Annotated in this window: 12 protein-coding genes and 1 tRNA gene; 3 read left to right on the top strand and 10 right to left on the bottom strand. The window is 67.4% G+C overall.

Annotated features, from left to right (window positions below; all coding sequences use genetic code 11):
- Positions 1–9 precede the first annotated feature (9 nt).
- From QM693_RS34105 to QM693_RS34080, 6 genes are all read right to left on the bottom strand, one after another.
- A tRNA-Leu gene (locus QM693_RS34105) sits at positions 10–83 on the bottom strand.
- A gap of 50 nt (positions 84–133) precedes the next feature.
- Positions 134–1,078: a Ppx/GppA phosphatase family protein gene (locus QM693_RS34100; RefSeq protein WP_280781468.1), complete on the bottom strand. Its 945-nt coding sequence runs from the start codon at positions 1,076–1,078 to the stop codon at positions 134–136.
- Positions 1,075–1,629: a DUF501 domain-containing protein gene (locus QM693_RS34095; protein ID WP_280781467.1), complete on the bottom strand. Its 555-nt coding sequence runs from the start codon at positions 1,627–1,629 to the stop codon at positions 1,075–1,077. The genes QM693_RS34100 and QM693_RS34095 overlap by 4 nt, the downstream gene beginning before the upstream one ends.
- Positions 1,626–2,351, bottom strand: coding sequence for an FtsB family cell division protein (locus QM693_RS34090; RefSeq protein WP_283354532.1), 726 nt, complete (start codon positions 2,349–2,351; stop codon positions 1,626–1,628). The genes QM693_RS34095 and QM693_RS34090 overlap by 4 nt, the downstream gene beginning before the upstream one ends.
- A gap of 33 nt (positions 2,352–2,384) precedes the next feature.
- A complete protein-coding gene (gene eno / locus QM693_RS34085; RefSeq protein ID WP_280781465.1) occupies positions 2,385–3,671 on the bottom strand; it encodes a phosphopyruvate hydratase in 1,287 nt (428 codons plus the stop codon).
- A 196-nt stretch (positions 3,672–3,867) separates the two neighbouring features.
- Positions 3,868–4,638 carry a lytic transglycosylase domain-containing protein gene (locus tag QM693_RS34080; RefSeq protein ID WP_283354531.1) on the bottom strand — a complete coding sequence of 257 codons (771 nt, stop codon included), beginning with the start codon at positions 4,636–4,638 and terminating at the stop codon, positions 3,868–3,870.
- A 244-nt stretch (positions 4,639–4,882) separates the two neighbouring features.
- Between QM693_RS34080 and efeU the strand changes: the two genes are divergently transcribed.
- The 3 genes from efeU to efeB are packed head-to-tail and all read left to right on the top strand — an operon-like array spanning position 4,883 to position 8,248.
- Complete coding sequence (gene efeU / locus QM693_RS34075) at positions 4,883–5,809, top strand: iron uptake transporter permease EfeU (RefSeq protein WP_280781463.1); 927 nt, start codon at positions 4,883–4,885, stop codon at positions 5,807–5,809.
- A 16-nt stretch (positions 5,810–5,825) separates the two neighbouring features.
- Entirely contained in the window at positions 5,826–6,965 is a 1,140-nt protein-coding gene (efeO, locus tag QM693_RS34070; RefSeq protein ID WP_283354530.1) for an iron uptake system protein EfeO, read from the top strand.
- A 2-nt stretch (positions 6,966–6,967) separates the two neighbouring features.
- Complete coding sequence (efeB, locus tag QM693_RS34065; protein ID WP_283354529.1) at positions 6,968–8,248, top strand: iron uptake transporter deferrochelatase/peroxidase subunit; 1,281 nt, start codon at positions 6,968–6,970, stop codon at positions 8,246–8,248.
- Positions 8,249–8,285: 37 nt separating this feature from the next.
- Here efeB and QM693_RS34060 read toward each other — a convergent pair whose 3' ends face one another.
- From QM693_RS34060 to QM693_RS34045, 4 genes are all read right to left on the bottom strand, one after another.
- Complete coding sequence (locus QM693_RS34060; protein ID WP_283354528.1) at positions 8,286–12,242, bottom strand: diguanylate cyclase domain-containing protein; 3,957 nt, start codon at positions 12,240–12,242, stop codon at positions 8,286–8,288.
- A 395-nt stretch (positions 12,243–12,637) separates the two neighbouring features.
- Positions 12,638–13,477, bottom strand: coding sequence for a glycoside hydrolase family 16 protein (locus tag QM693_RS34055; RefSeq protein WP_283354527.1), 840 nt, complete (start codon positions 13,475–13,477; stop codon positions 12,638–12,640).
- A gap of 55 nt (positions 13,478–13,532) precedes the next feature.
- Complete coding sequence (locus QM693_RS34050) at positions 13,533–15,641, bottom strand: hypothetical protein (protein WP_283354526.1); 2,109 nt, start codon at positions 15,639–15,641, stop codon at positions 13,533–13,535.
- Positions 15,634–16,431 (bottom strand): glycoside hydrolase family 16 protein, encoded by a 798-nt coding sequence (locus QM693_RS34045; RefSeq protein WP_283354525.1) that lies wholly within the window; start codon positions 16,429–16,431, stop codon positions 15,634–15,636. Before QM693_RS34045 ends, QM693_RS34050 begins: the two co-directional genes overlap by 8 nt.
- Positions 16,432–16,447 lie beyond the last annotated feature (16 nt).

Raw genomic sequence — 16,447 nt, 5'->3', positions numbered from 1 at the left:
TCTGACCTGTGCCCCCAGTCGGACTCGAACCGACACTGTGCGGATTTTAAGTCCGCTGCCTCTGCCAATTGGGCTATAGGGGCTACCGGTCGCCGAGGGTGTCGCTCGGCGACCGTGCGCAGATCACCCTAGCTCAGGCGATCGACAATGCGATTCCGTCGAGGATGTCGTGTTCGCTGACGACGAGTTGGTCGATGCCGGCCTTCTTCTCGAATGCGTCGGCCAGTGCGAGGGTCACGATCGCGCCGCCGCCGATGACGTCGACCCGCCCCGGGTGCATCGGGCCGAGGGCGGCCCGTTCGGTGTGGGTCATGGCGATCAGCGAGTTGCAGACCTCCCGCAGCCGGGGCATCGGGATGCGGGAGAGATGCACCTGCTCGGCGTCGTATTCAGGCAGTTCTTTGGCGAGCGCGGCGATGGTGGTCATCGTTCCGGCGACGCCGACCCAGGTGTGGGCCTGTTCGACGGGGACACGCGCGAACGCCTCGTCCAGGCGGTCCTGCGCGAACGCGCGGGCCTCCTCGACCTGTGCGGGTGTCGGCGGATCGTCATGGAGGCAGCGCTCCGTGATGCGCACGCACCCGATGTCGGTGGAGAAGGCGGCGTGGACGCCGGATTCGTCGCCCAGCACCACTTCGGTGGAACCGCCGCCGAGGTCCACGACCACGAACGGTCCCTGCGACGGATCGAGTTCCCCGACGGCCCCGTTGAACGACAGCCGTGCTTCCTCGTCGCCGGTGATGACCTCGGCCCCGGCGCCGGGGATTACGGCGCCCAGCACCTCGCGGGTCATCGAGAAGAAGTCTTCCCGGTTGGATGCGTCGCGGGTGGCGGACGTGGCCACCATGCGGACGGCGGTGGCGCCGGCGTCCGCGATCATTCCGGCGTACTCGCTCAACGCGACTCGGGTGCGTTCGATGGCCTCGGGCGCCAGGCGCCCGGTGGCGTCCACGCCCTGTCCCAGCCGGACGACGCGCATCTCGCGACACACGTCGTGCAGTGCGCCCTGCTCGTCGACGTCGGCGACGAGCAGACGGATGGAGTTCGTGCCGCAGTCGACGGCGGCGACGCGCGTCACTGCTCGGGACTTTCGACGTCGTCGATGCCGGGCCAGTCCGCGGGAATCGCGGTGCCCCTCAGCTTTCCGCCTGCCGCGGACGCGGCGAGTGCCACCGACTCGTCGCCCAGCGGGTTGACGCCCGGCCCCTTCGCCAGCGAGTGGGCCATCAGCACGTGCAGGCATTTGACGCGCTCGGGCATTCCGCCGCCGGTGAAGTCAGTTCCGAGGGGCTCGATGGCGTCGCGCTCGGCGAGATACGACTGGTGGGCGCGCAGGTACGCGGCCGCAAGCTCCGGATCCTGTCCGAGACGCTCGGTCATCTCACGCATCACCCCGGCAGACTCCTGCCGGCTGGCCTCCGCGGTCAGTCGCGGATCGGTCAGGTAGTACAGCGTCGGAAACGGTGTTCCGTCGGGAAGTTTGGGCGCGGTCTTCACGACGCCGGGCGTGCCGTCGGGACTGCGGTACGCGATCTCGAGCACTCCCCGCGGTTCGCGGCCCAGCTGGGCGGCGACGGCGTCGAGGTCTTCCTGCGGCACGGGGCTGGACGGGTCGGACGAATTAGTCACCCGGTGGGTTCTCCTGGTTCTGGCGGTACGGGCGGCGGCACCACGGGGGGCGCCGGAGCCGGTGCCGGCTGCACCTCGGGCGCGGCCGGCGGTTCTGAAATGGTCTTCCACAGGTCGGAGTACCAGGGGCCTGCCATCTCGGCGTCCTTCTCCTCCTGCTTCTCCGGCTCCTTGTAGTCGCCGGGCAACTGCACCTGGAACGGGGTGTCGCCGGGCTTCACCCACCGGAGCCGGCCGCGTGCCTGCGCCTCGATGTAGGCGGGGTCGGAGTAGCGCTCCTCGAGGATCCGCAGCTCCTGAAGATCCTTCTCGAGCTGAACCTGTTCCGCCGCAATACGATCCGCTTCCCCACGCTGGGTGAGGTAGTTGCGCAGCGGGACCGCGAGGGTGAGCGCGAGAAGCAGCACGACCATGACGAGGACGAGCGCCTTGCCCGTCGACAGTCCGAGGATCGTGTGCTCGGAGCGAATTGCGCGGGCGGCCCCGGCCGCTCCTACCCGTCTCGGGTGGGCGCGACCGGGGAGCACCTTGCCGGTGTCGGAGCCGTCGACGGCGTCCGGTTTGCCGTCGGCCTGCCCCGGCGTCGTCGACTTGGTGGTGCGGGGGCGCCGCGCTCCGCCGGGAGTGCCGTCCGCCCGGTTTCCGCGGGCCCGTTCACCACGCCCGGAGCCCCGGCCGCCCGGACTTGCTCCGGACGACCGCGGCCTGCCGCGCTGTGCCACCTACTCCAACACCCCTTACTCGACTGTCGAACGTCAGCCTTCGAACGCGAACCGCGGGAACGCGACCTCGCCGGCGTAGCGGGCGGCGTCGCCCAGGTTCTCCTCGATGCGCAGCAGCTGGTTGTACTTGGCGACGCGCTCGCTGCGGGCGGGAGCACCGGTCTTGATCTGACCACTGCCCACGGCGACCGCGAGGTCGGCGATGGTGGTGTCCTCGGTCTCACCGGACCGGTGGCTCATCATCGTCTTGTAGCCGTTGCGGTGCGCGAGGTCGACGGCGTCGAGGGTCTCGGTCAGCGTGCCGATCTGGTTGACCTTCACCAGCAAAGCGTTCGCGGCGCCCTTGACGATGCCCTCTTCCAGGCGCTCCGGGTTGGTGACGAACAGGTCGTCACCGACGAGCTGGACCTTGTTGCCGATCTGATCGGTCAGGGCGACCCAGCCGTCCCAGTCGTCCTCGTCCAGCGGATCCTCGATGGACACGATCGGGTACGCGTCGACCAGCTCGGCGTAGAACGCCGACATCTCGGCCGCGGTCCGATTGCTGCCCTCGAACTTGTAGCCGGTGCCGTCGGTGTAGAACTCGGTGGCGGCGACGTCGAGTGCCAGTGCCACGTCCGTGCCCAGGACCAGGCCCGTCTTGCCGATGGCGACGCTGATCAGGTCCAGTGCTTCCTTTGTGCCCGCGACGTCGGGGGCGAAGCCGCCCTCGTCACCGAGACCGGTGGCCAGGCCCTTCTCCTTCAGCACCGCCTTGAGGGCGTGGTACACCTCGGCGCCCCAGCGCAGCGACTCCTTGAACGTGGCGGCACCGATCGGGGCGACCATGAACTCCTGGACGTCGACACCGGTGTCGGCGTGCGCGCCACCGTTGAGGATGTTCATCATCGGGACGGGAAGGACGTGGGCGTTGGGGCCGCCGACGTAACGGAAGAGATCCAGACCCGACGACTCGGCGGCCGCGCGGGCCACCGCCAGCGACGCACCCAGGAGCGCGTTGGCGCCCAGACGCGACTTGTCCGGGGTGCCGTCGGCGTCCAGCAGGGCCTGGTCGACGGTCCGCTGCTCGGTGGCGTCGATCCCGATGATGGCCGGAGCGATCTCGCTCAGGACGGCCTCGACGGCCTTCTCGACACCCTTGCCGCCGTACCGGTCGCCGCCGTCTCGCAATTCGACGGCCTCGTGCTCACCGGTCGATGCGCCCGACGGAACCGCGGCGCGAGCGAAACTTCCGTCGTCGAGCAGCACCTCGACCTCCACCGTGGGGTTTCCACGGGAATCGAGGATCTCACGGGCTCCGACCTGCTCAATGATGGCCACTTGCTGATTCTCCTTATATGGGCTTCGCACTGTGCACCGACCGGTCCGATCGTGCCAGGGACACCAGATCGTGCCAGCACACAGCGTAACGGCACACCGAAACCGGCGCGGGATGGCGCGCCCCGCGGACGGCGAGCCGCCCGCGGGGCGCCTACCGATGTGGCGTCGATCACGTCACGAACCGGCGGCGGAAGGATTACGGGCGCACTCCGACCGAGTAGGCGGACGCACGGTCGCGTACCAGCGTGAGGTACTCGCCCGACAGGTTGTAGGCCATCAGCGCCGACTGCCAGCCCTCCGCAGCGGTGAGGTCGCCGCCCCGCTCGCAGAGGTAGCGGGCGGCGGTCAGCGCTGCGTCGTCGATGTTGTCGGCGTCGGCCACGCCGTCACCGTTGGCGTCGACCCCCCACCGCTTCCAGGTCTCGGGAATGAACTGCAGGGGACCCATCGCGCGGTCGTGCACCGGGTCGCCGTCCATCGCCCCGCCGTCGGTGTCGGGGATTTCGGCGACACCGGGTCCCCCGTCGAGGGGGATGCCCCGGATCTCGGGCGTCACCTGACCGGTGGGCCCGACCGCCGAACCGGCGTGGGTGCCGTGCCGGCTCTCCACACTCGCGATTCCGGCGAGGGTGGTCCACCCGATTCCGCATTCCGGCTTCGTCTCGGCCATCACCGTCGCCGCGTAGCCGTACGCCTCGAGCGCGGTACTCCCGACGCCGATCGAGTCGGCCAGCCCGGCAGACCATCCGTGCAGCTGATCCGCCGAACGCCCGGGTGCGTCGATGTCGATCGGCGGGGTCGCCGCGCCGGGCCCGGGTGGGATGCCTTCCGGAATCGCGATCCTCGGTTGCTGCTCCCGCGAGCATGCGCCGTAGGCGAGAACCACGACCACCGTCGCCGCGAGAAGAGCGAACAGCGGTCCGGGCCATCGGGAACGACGTTTCGGACGCACGGGATATCGGTTCACGTCTCCATCATCCACACGAAACTCGTCGATCCCGGCCACCCGAGACCGCTCCCACACCGAGCCGGGTCACGGCGTGACAACACACCAAAGGTAAAGGGTTGTAAAAGTGCTGGTGAGGGCTTCTTCGGACAAGGAGGCGCGGTGTATGTTTTCCACAGGCCTAAGGTTCGCCTTGCCTATCGCAAGGTTGCCTACCCAACCTTGCGGACCACTCGGCTCGACCCCGCCTCGCCCAGGAGTGTGCATGTCCGTCCTCGCCGCAGGGACCGCGCCGTCGATCGCCACACAGCTGTTCGGCAGTGGATTGATCGGTCTGCGCGAGGGCCTCGAGGCAGGCATCGTCGTCATGATCCTTGCCGCGTTCCTCGTGAAAGCGGAGCGCAAGGACGCACTCAAGTGGGTCTGGCTCGGCGTCGGCATCGCCGTCGCGATGGTGGCCGCGATCTTCCTCGTCATCCACTACGGAACGTCCACCGTCACCGGACTCACCGCGGAGGTCATCGCCGGCGTCGCGTCCCTCGTCGCGGTCGCGATCGTCACCGTCATGGTGCTGTGGATGCGCAAGGCCGCGCGGACCATCTCCCACGACCTCAAGGCGGGCATGGAGAAAGCATTGGTCGCGGGGCCCATCGCGGTGCTCACCCTCGCGTTCTTCGCCGTCGGCCGGGAAGGCGTCGAGACGGCGCTCCTGATGGTCGGGTACGCCGAGAACACAGCGGGTAGCGCCTGGCCTCTCGTCGGCCTCCTGCTCGGTATCGTCGCCGCCGCGATAGTGACGGTCCTGTTGTACTTCGGCGCCGTCCGGCTCGACTTCGCGAAATTCTTCAAGTACACCGGCATCTTCCTGATCATCGTCGCCGCCGGAATCCTCGGGTACGGCATTCATGCCCTGCAGATCGGCGGAGTCCTGCCCGGCGGCTCGGCACTCGCCTTCGACATCTCGGACGGCTACGACGCGTCCAGCTGGTACGGCACCGTCCTGGCCGGGATCTTCAACTTCCGGCCCGACCCGACGGTCCTGCAGGCCGTCGCCTGGGTCGTGTACGTCGTCGTGGTCCTGTTCCTGTTCCTCCGGCCCGTTTCCGCACCCACACCGGCCCCCGCGGCTCCTGCAACCGATACGGCACCCGAGCGCACCGCCTCCCCCACCCCCGACGAGACCGTTTCATGAAAGGCACCTTCCGCCCATGAAGACCACGCGCCGAACCACCTTCGCCCTCGCCTCGGCCGCCCTGCTGCCGCTGGCGCTCGCAGGCTGCACCGAGAAGTCGACCGCGAGCACCGACGACATCACCGTCACCGCGAACGACGACACGTGTGACGTCAGCGCCGACTCCGGAACCACCGGGAACAGCACGTTCCAAGTCACGAACAACGGCAGCAAGGTCACCGAGTTCTACGTATTCGCCGAGGGCGACCGTGCGATGGGTGAGGTCGAGAACATCGGTCCCGGGCTCACCCGCCAGCTCATCGTGTCGCTGCCCGACGCAGGCACCTACCAGCTCGCGTGCAAGCCCGGCATGGTCGGCAACGGCATCCGTCAGGACTTCACCGTCACCGGCGACTCGATGAGCGCGTACGACGAGAGCGGACAGCTCGCCGAGGCCGCCGACGGCTACCGCCGCTACATCCGCAGCCAGGTCGTCGCCCTGCAGGACACGACGCAGCAGTTCGTCGACGCCGTCAAGGCGGGCAACGTCGAGCAGGCCAAGGCCCTCTTCCCCGTCTCCCGCACCTACTACGAGCGCATCGAGCCCGAGGCGGAGAGCTTCGGCGAACTCGACCCCAAGCTCGACCTGCGGGAGGCCGACCTCGAACCCGGGCAGGAATGGACGGGCTTCCACCGGCTCGAGAAGGATCTGTGGGTCACCGGTCCCCAACCCGACACCAACGCGATCGCCGACCAACTCGTCGTCGACGTCCAGTACCTCGCCGACCAGGTGAACGCCGAGGACTACACGATCGACCCCACCAAGATCGCCGGCGACGCGCAGGGGCTGCTCGACGAGATCTCCACGTCGAAGATCACCGGTGAGGAAGACATCTTCTCGCACACCGACCTGTGGGACTTCCAGGCCAACGTCGACGGCTCGCAGGCCGCGGTCGCCGCACTGCAGCCGATCATCGACGAACGCAATCCCGAATTGGCCGCGAACATCACCCAGCGTTTCGCGGACCTCGATGCCGAACTCGCTCAATACCGCCAGGGTGACGGGTTCGTCTTCTACGACACTGTCAACGAACAACAGCGCCAAGAACTCTCGCGCAAGATCGACGCCCTCTCGGCCGAGGTCAGCCAGGTTCAAGGCGTGGTAGCAGGCGCATAATCATGACTGATCCAACCGGTACGACCGACACGACCACCTCGGTGGACGAGCGCAAGGGAATGTCCCGACGACGTCTGTTCGGCGCCGTCGGGGCGGGAGCCGCCCTCGCCGGCGCCGGTGCACTGGTCGGGCGCGCCACCGCCGCCGAACCCTCGCTCTCGCACGCCGACGTCGTCGCCTTCCGGGGCGAACACCAGGCGGGCATCGTGACGCCCGCGCAGGACCGGATGCACTTCGTGGCGTTCGACGTCACCACGAAGTCCCGTGAGGAGCTCGAAGCGCTGCTGAAGAAGTGGACCGTGATGGCCGAGCGGATGACCGCCGGCGAGGAGGCCACCCCGGACGGTGCCATCGGCGACGGCATCTACGTTCCGCCCAGCGACACCGGGGAGGCGCTCGGCCTGCCGGCGTCCCAGCTGACCCTCACCATCGGGTTCGGGCCCTCACTGTTCGACGACCGGTTCGGCTTCGCGGCCAAGAAGCCTGCCGCGCTCGTCGACCTTCCGCACTTCCGGGCGGACAACCTGGACCCGGCGCGCAGCGGCGGCGACATCGCGATCCAGGCGTGTGCCAACGACCCGCAGGTGGCCGTGCACGCCATCCGCAACCTGGCGCGCGTCGCGTTCGGCACGGCCTCGGTCCGGTGGTCGCAGCTGGGGTTCGGCCGCACCTCGTCGACCTCGACCACTCAGGACACGCCGCGAAACCTGTTCGGGTTCAAGGACGGAACGAACAACATCAAGGCCGAGGAACCCGGCGTCCTCGACCAGCACGTCTGGGTGGGCTCCGGCGACGACCAGGCGTGGATGGGCGGCGGCGCATACCTCGTGGCGCGGCGGATCCGCATGCTCATCGAGCAGTGGGACCGCACCGTGCTCGGCGAGCAGGAACGCGTGATCGGACGGTCCAAGGGCACTGGCGCTCCCCTGAGCGGCAAGGCGGAATTCGACGAACTCGACCTCGATTCCAAGAAGGGTCACGACCCGGTGATCGACGTCGACGCGCACGTGCGACTGGCGTCCGCTCAGGAACTCGGCGGCATCCAGATCCTGCGTCGCGGATACAACTTCACCGACGGCTCCGATGGCTTCGGCCACCTCGACGCCGGACTCTTCTTCATCGCCTACTGCCGCAACCCGCAGGAACAGTTCGTGCCGATGCAGCTCAACCTGTCCAGGACCGACGCGATGAACGAGTACATCCAGCACGTCGGGTCCGCCCTCTTCGCCTGCCCGCCCGGCCTCGCCGAGGGGCAGTACTGGGGTCAGGGCCTGTTCACGTAGAGCCTCCCGATCCCGCGCACCTGACACCGCGTATGCATCAACGGTGTCGGCCGAGCAACCGAAGGTCGAGCTGGTCGGGGGGCAGCGGGCGGCCGTGGTAATGCCCCTGGGTGACGTCGCAGCCGTATCGACGCAAGGCACGCAGGGTGTCTTCGTCTTCGACGCCTTCCGCGACCAGAGACGCGCCCAGGCTGTGTGCGAGCTCCACGGTCGATCGGACGATCGCGACCGATCGAGGATCGCTGGCGAGGCGGGCGACGAAGACCCTGTCGAGTTTGAGCTCATCGACGGCGAGGTCCTGCAGATAGGCAAGAGAGGACCAGCCGGTGCCGTAGTCGTCGATCGACAATCCGATTCCCAGACCCTGCAGCGCCTCGACCACCCTTCTGGCGCGCCGGTAGTCGGTCATCAGGACGCTTTCGGTGATCTCGAGGATCAACGTGTCGGCGGGTAACCGAAGGTCGTCCAGGAGTCGGTCGATCTCCGCGACCAGGTCTGCGTCGAGCAGATTCGTGACCGACAGGTTCACTGCGACGGTCAGCGATATACCGTGATCGAGCCAGCTCCGCGCCTGACCCAGCGCAAGCTCCAGCACTCTCGCTGTCAGTGGACGCATCAATCCTGACTGCTCGGCCTGAGGAAGGAATTGATCGGGGAGGAGTAAGCCGCGGAGGGGATGCTCCCACCGAACGAGAGCCTCGACGCCGTGCACCTGGTCGTCGCAGGCACTGACCTTCGGCTGGTAGTAGCACGTGAGCTCGCCACCATCGATCGCCGTGCGCAGCTCGTCGATGGTCTGCCTCTCCTCGATGCTGCGCTGGTACTCGGCGGTGTCGTACACCGCGATCGTGCGGCGGGTGGACTTGGCCCGATACACAGCCACTCCGGCGCACTGCAGCAGATCCTGAGGGTTTGTGCAGTGTTGGGGGCAGAGGGCGATCCCGATCCGCGCCTCGACGCGCACCGTGACCTCGTCGAGGTCGAAGGGCTCGTTTACTGCCTCGAGGAGCTGACCGGCCAGTGCCCGGGCGTCCGTGAGGTCGATCCCTGCCGGCAGCAGGACCGCGAAGGCGTCTCCGTCGAGGCGTGCCGGCAGATCACCCGGTCGCACGGACCGAGCCAGCCGGTCGGCAATCTGGCACAGCAATTGATCGCCCACGTTACGTCCGAACGAGTCGTTGATCTCCTTGAAGCGGTCCACATCCATCAGCAGCAGGCCCGGCCCCGGCCCCTGCCCCGTCCCAGGCTGTGCCGCCTGGTCGAAGTATGCGGCCGTCAGCGCCGCCATGATCGCCCGACGATTGGCCAGGTCGGTGAGGTCATCGGTGCTCGCCTGGCGGTGGCTGTCGGCCAGGACGACGACTTCCCGGAACGTCACCGCGAATCGGGCTGCGACCGTGACGAGGCTGAGCGCGGCGAGCACCACCGCGAGCCCAGGCAACCGTGCATCGTGGTCGAGGACCAGCAGCCCCACCGAAGCGGCAGTGCACACCAGTGGAGGTACCCAGATACCCAGTCCCGGTAGCTGACCGGACTGTCTTCGGCCGGGGGCTCGCCAACTGGCCACGGCCACGAGCATCGCGGCGACGTACGGGAGCGCATCGATCCACGTGACCTCCACGTGACCGGCAGCAGTGCGGAACAGGTTGACAGTGTCGGCCACCGCGAACAGCACGAACCCCGCGACCAGCAGCACCCACCGCGGCTCGGCCCGCCACCCCAGCACCGCGAGTGCCCCGACCGCGAGTGCCAACAGCAGCACGTCTCCCGCCGGGTAGGCCAACCCGACGATCACCGCCGCGGGTGATCTTTCGGCGGCCGAGTCGATCGGACCGAATGCGACGGCCGTTGCCAGCGCCGCCAGCGTCAACCCTGCGGTGATGGCGTCCAACCAGATCTCGGTCGGCAACCGCCGCGCTCGCGAGCGCAGGAGCACCACCAACCCGGCGTACACAAGTGGGTAGAACGCCAGTTTCAGCAGATCGGCCACCGATGGTGACTGGCCGTCAGGCAGCCACGACATCGACACGACATCGCCCACACACCAGCTGGTCATTCCCAGCGCGATCAGCCACCACGCCCGCCGCTCGGTCGGAATACACCACGCGCGAGCCGCAACCAGAAAGGCGGCCGACAAAGCCAGTCCGTTGTAGAGCACTCCGTGCAGCACGATCCAACCCGCTTGATCACCTGCCCCCAGCACGATCCCGAACAGGACCACACCGATCAGCAGAATCCCCAGCCCCGCCATGACGCCACGCCGCGCCCGATCGGATGGCGACACCCAGCTCACCCGAGCCGGTCGGTGTCGGTTGTGTGCAGACCTCGGCACCGACACGACGTCCCCTCCGGCTACAACCTGATCCGTCACGGGTCGTGCGTGTCGCGGTGTGTTCGTGGCTTCCCCGGGTCCGAGGCTGTGAGTCGGATTGTCGTCGCAGGTCAGCGCGTCCTTCGCGTCGGAGTCGGCCGGGTCCGGCACGTAACTGCGCAGGCAACCACCACCGCAGCGCTTGGCCGCATACATTGCCAGATCTGCCTGTTTGAGCAGGCTCTCGGTCGTCGCGCCGGCGACAGTGGAAATGGTGAGCCCGATGCTGGGGCGGATGGAGAGCACGACACCGTCGATGATGAACGGCGGGGTGAATGCCTCCAGTACCCGATCCGCGGCCGACAGGGCATCTTGGACGCTGCCTTCGACCAGTGCCGCGAACTCGTCGCCTCCGAGCCGGGCGACGGTGTCGGTGCTCCGCATGCACCCGGTGAGCCGTTCGGCGACGCGGATCAACAGCTCGTCCCCGGCGGGATGGCCGAGGCTGTCGTTGACAGTTTTGAAATCGTCGAGATCCACACAGAGCACCACGATCGGGGTGAGTTCCCGGCGCTGGCGCTGCACTGCTTGGTCGAGCCGGTCGAGAAACAAGGCACGGTTCGCCAGTCCGGTCAGTCGGTCGCGGAAGGCCTGCCGGGCCACGGTGAGCAACAACCGTCGGTTCTCGGCCAAGACGATGAACTGCCGTGCCAGCAAGGCGATCACCAGGACGATGATCGCAGCGGGAATCGGCCCGGAGCCCAGGCTGGGCAGCTCCTGCTGTAGGCCGACGGCGGCGGCCAGCAGCAACGGAAGGTACGGCAACCACAACCGTGTTCGAGACGGAATCTGGGCCGGAACCGGTTCGGGTGACGGCTCGCGGGTGCTCGACAGCGCCGCCAGACCAATCGCGGCGAAGGCGGCCACCCAGCCCAGGTCGGTAACGCCGCCGTTGTGATACGTGCCCAGCGCGGTCAGGTACGAGACTGCGCTGGCCGACAACGCCATCAGAATGATCCCGATGCACAGCAGTCCCATGGTCAAGCGTTGCCCGGCCCGCGCTCGGGTCAGCACCACAATCGCCATCGTCGCAATCACCAGGTCCGCGACAGGATAGGCGAGGGATAACACGAGGGAGACCGGTGTGGCGCTCCCCGCGCGGTAGACGCTGCCGAGCACGCTCACCCACGACATCACGAACAGTGAACCGGCCACGATGATTCCGTCCAGAATCAGCCGGGTACGGGACTGTCCGCTGTCGCCGGTCGGGAACAGCAACAGCGCCGCGCATGCGCCGACCGGAAACAGCAGGTACGCAGCAGCCGCCGAGGAAGGAAACGGTATCTGATCACTTCCCTGCCACACCACGTAGTAGCACCAGATGGCTTGGCCGACCGACCAGGCCGCCAGCCCACCCGCCAACGCCAGCCAGCTGCGGCGGCGGCTGCCGCGTCCTCTCCAGGCAGCCCACGCGGTACACCCGGTCGCGACGAGAGCGAACACCAGCAGGCCCACGTCGACAACCACCGTGGTCGTAAACGTGCCACCCCACCCTCGCCACAGCGCCAGCGCGAACAGCAGCGCTGGGACGATGAATACGACCGCGATCGCCCACAGACCGCCTTTCCAGAGGGCCTCGGCGCTTGACGACGTCCCCACCCGCGCGGCTGTCCGATGTTCCATCGCCACCACCCGAACTGCCGCCTGCCGTCAGGAAGAATTGGATTCAAAGTTTCCAGAAGTCCATCTTTGCACGACATGCATACTGAAATATAGCCCATAAACAAACCTATGGTTTGTTTATGGGCTGCCCTATGTCGGTACTCGTCACTCCGCACGCACGTTCAACGCTGCCGAATCCCGAGCTCCAGCCGGCGCGCGTTCGAGATCGGTCAGTGGCCCACGAGTTTCCGGATCAACCGGGGAAGGCGCCGCCGAAACCGCGGACAGTCGCAGAGAGCACAGGACGTGCCCTGGCGGTAATGCTCGTGAGCGGCGAATGGGTGGCCGCAGCGGCACTCTGACTTCGACACGGCCATGAACCTGATTCTATTCACACCCGAAACTCGTCCCGGACGTCACTGGGAGAACCTCACCCAGTCCACCAGCATGGTGGCCGGAAAACGTGTCGACGACGTGACCGGGCCTGGCCAGTTCCCGCCGACGGCCACATCGAGCAGCAGGTACGCCGGGGCGTCGAACACCCAGCGTTCCTCGGGTCGCAGATCCGCTGTGGTGACCGTGCCGACGATGTTCCCGTCGATGCCCACCGAGATGCGGCCGGGCGCTTTGATCAGGGCGTAGTCGTGGAAACCCGCGCTGAGGTTCGCACCGATCGAACCGTCCGTCGAGCGTTCCCAGTGCCCGCCGCCGACGGTCGGGCCGTGCACTCCCGCGTGGTATCGGGAACCGTCCCCGATCACCTCGAGGATGTCGATCTCCCCGCAGGCAGGCCACCCGACGCTGGTGATGTTGCTCCCGAGCGTCCAGAACGCGGGATGGATTCCCGGGCCGGACGGTACCTGAATCCGGGCCTCGATCACCCCGTACGTGAATTCGAACTTTCCACGCGTCACCAGCCGAGCCGACGTGAAGCCGCCACCGTTTCTGCGGGCCTCGACGACGAGACGACCGTTACCGTCGAGTCGCGAATTCTGGCGGGAGTCGGTGTACACCTGCTTCTCGTTGTTGCCCCACCCACCGCCGCCGAGGTCGTAACCCCAGAACAGTGGATTGGGCGCCGCGTTTGCGGGTCCGTCGAATTCGTCGCTGCCGATCACGGTGTATCCGGGGTAGGCGGTCCGGACGCCTCCACCGCCGGGCGCGGCAGCGGCAGCAGCCGGGGTGAGGGACAGCGCGCACAGCGCCACCGAGCACGTCAACGCAATCTCGACCAGGGCCGAGCGCATCCGCTGCATGTGCCGATACTAAGTGTCGCCGCGATCGGTCGTGACCGAATACGCGACGTGGCCGTTACCGGCGCGGCCCCGTGTAACGGAAGATCGTGCTGTTGTCGTCCTGCGCGTACACGGACCAGTCGGGGCCGGACCGCATCTGGTCCTCGAAGTTCTCGACGGATCCGTCCGGCAGATAACCGTAATAGCGGATGGCGGCAGTGCCCTGCGTGTTGAACACGAGATACGTGTCGCCGTCGCGTTCCGCCGCATCCGCGGTGAGCATCTCGATCTGGCCCCCGTGCGGGAAGCCCTCCAGCACGGCCGGGGGCAAGGCCAGCAAGGGCTGATCGAAATCCTTGTCGACGACGGCGAATTTGATGTAGTCGGCGCTGATCCGGGTGGGGAGGCCGGCGGGATAGAGGGACATGATCGTCACCGGCGGCTTCTCGTTCGCGAGGATGTCCTTCGCGAACGTCACCTGGGACTGATAGCCGATGACGAGCGACCACAACCCGAAATAGCCTTGCAGGCCGGCGAACGTCACGTAGGCCAGTCCGCTCGAGAGTCCGACCGGGACGACTCGGCGAAGCACTCCGGACCGGAACCTGACCGTGAGAGCGTCCACGAGGATCGGCGCGATGAGAATCGCGCACCCGGGCACGGCGTAGAGATAGACCCGGAAGATCGCCTCACCGCCGTAGCTCTGACCGGCCAGCAGCGCGAAAGAACTGAACGCCATGACGGTCCCGACCCAGGCGGAACGCTTGCGACGCCAGAGGAGGATCGCACAGACCACGGCGAGCAGGATGATGCCCGCGGACAGGGAGCGGCACACGGCGGAGGTGAAGATCTTCCCGAACGTGCCGACGGCGGTCACGTTGCTGGCGGCGTTGTCGACCGGGTTGAAACCGGACAGCAACCCGTACGGTGCCACGATGTCCAGCCGGGGAACGAGATAGGTGACGAGGATCGCGAAGTAGGGAACGGGGAGCCACCACGGGCGGATCTTCCGCGTCACCGCCAGGGCAACCGTCACGCCGAACAGCCAGTACGGGGTCAGCTGATGGGTGGGCACCAGGGCAGCGAACACGAGGATCGACAGGTACGCCGCAGAGCGGTGCTCCGTCGACACCACGAGCAGTGCCACCACACCCAATGCCATGACGAGGGCGACAGCCTGCGGCGAGAAGTAGTCCTGCCCCACCCAGTTGGCGAGTTCCGCCACCATCGCGGCCGTCAGTGCCACCCGCATGCCGAACCCGAGGAGCCGGGCGATCGCGGCGATCACGACGGCCAGCAGCACGTGGATCACCGGCGCGAACCAGTGGGCGATCGACATCATGTCCACGGATGTGATGTCGCCGAACCACGCGAATGCGGTGAAGAAGCCCGGCCACTCGCCGTAGATGTCGACGCCCTTCGGCGGCAGTGTCTGGAACTGCTGGATGTAGTCGACCACGCCGAGGTGCTTGTACGTCCACCCGTAGATGGGAACGTCGGTGACGAGGGTCGGGGTGAGCCGTTCCACCCCGATCACGCCCAGCACGGCAACGGCAGCGGTCCCGACAGCCCTCTCGCGAAGAGCCCAGCCGAACGCGCCGAGCATCATCACGGCGCACACCACGAGGCCGGGCCCACTTCCGACGAACAGCAGACCGAACTGTGAATACGCGGTGGAGCCGAGACCGAAGAGCACCACCACCCACGCGGCAAGGGCCACGGCAACGAGGATCAGCGGCCGGTTTCGGCGAGCGGCATACCACCATTGCGACAGACGGAACGACACCTGCTGCACGGTCACCGCGCGAACCGGCTCGGCGCCGGTGTCCTGCCAGCGATGCCGCAGCGCGGACGCGACGACGGCCAGGACCATCACCAGCAGCAGACCCGTCGCGGGCCATCGGTAGAACCAGGCCAGGACGGTCGTGGCCGCAGTCACCACAGACAGCCCGAGAACGGGGACGGCCGCGACGGCTGCGGCAAGCGGTATCCGCAACCACGTCACGATCGCGAGCCCCGGTCCGATCAACACGAATACCGTCAGCAGTACCGCATTCACCGACGACGGAAGCGGCGCCAGGGACGTCAGTCCCGCGACCGCCGAGGCCAGCGCGGCGACGTCGTAGTACCGGGTCAGCTCCGGAGCCCTCGCGTCGAGTCGCTCCGCAGTGAGGAGATCACTCATCGGTCACCCGCACCCAGTCGACGAGCATCGCGGCCGGAAACATTGTGTCGGCTCCGACGTCGCCCGGCCACCGTCCACCGACGGCGACATTCAGCAACAGGAAGAACGGCTTGTCGAACACCCACTCCTGCCCCGGGTCCACGTCGGCACGCGAGAACTCGCCCGTCACCGCGTCGTCGATGCCGAACGTGATCCGGTCCGGCGACCGCTCCACCCAGTAGTCGTGGAAATCGTCCGACATGGTTCCGCTGCCTTCGGCTTTCACCTCCCAGGGTGTGCCGTCCGCGGACGGGCCGTGCAGCGCACTGTGATAGAACGACGCGTCGTTGATGGTCTCGATCACGTCGATCTCCCCCGACTGCGGCCAGCCCACACGGTTGACGTCCGTGCCCATCAACCAGAACGCCGGGTGCAGGCCCTGTCCGCTCGGCAGCTTGATGCGGGCCTCGGCCCGTCCGTACTGGAATGCGAAGCGGTCGAGGGTGACAAGCCGGGCGGACGTGTACCCCGATCCGTCGGGACGGGCTTCGATCACGAGGTTGCCCTCACCGTCGAGCCTGGAATTGACGGGATCGTCCGTGTACACCTGCGCCTCGTCGTTACCCCAGCCGCCTCCCCCGACCGCGTGTCCCCAGTAGCGGGGGTCGGGCGACGTTCCGGCGGGCCCGACGAAATCGTCGAACATGAGCACCGACTCACCCTTCCTCGACGCCTGCGCGACATCGCTCGACGCGTACCACCCGGTGGCGCCGATGCAGACGAGCGCGAGGAACACCGTCACCGCAGACACGGCGCGGGTCCTGCGT

Source organism: Rhodococcus sp. IEGM 1305 (assembly GCF_030058635.1).
Classification (GTDB): domain Bacteria; phylum Actinomycetota; class Actinomycetes; order Mycobacteriales; family Mycobacteriaceae; genus Rhodococcus_F; species Rhodococcus_F opacus_D.
Note: the sequence above shows the minus strand (reverse complement) of the source record. Positions and strands in the feature narration are given on the sequence as shown.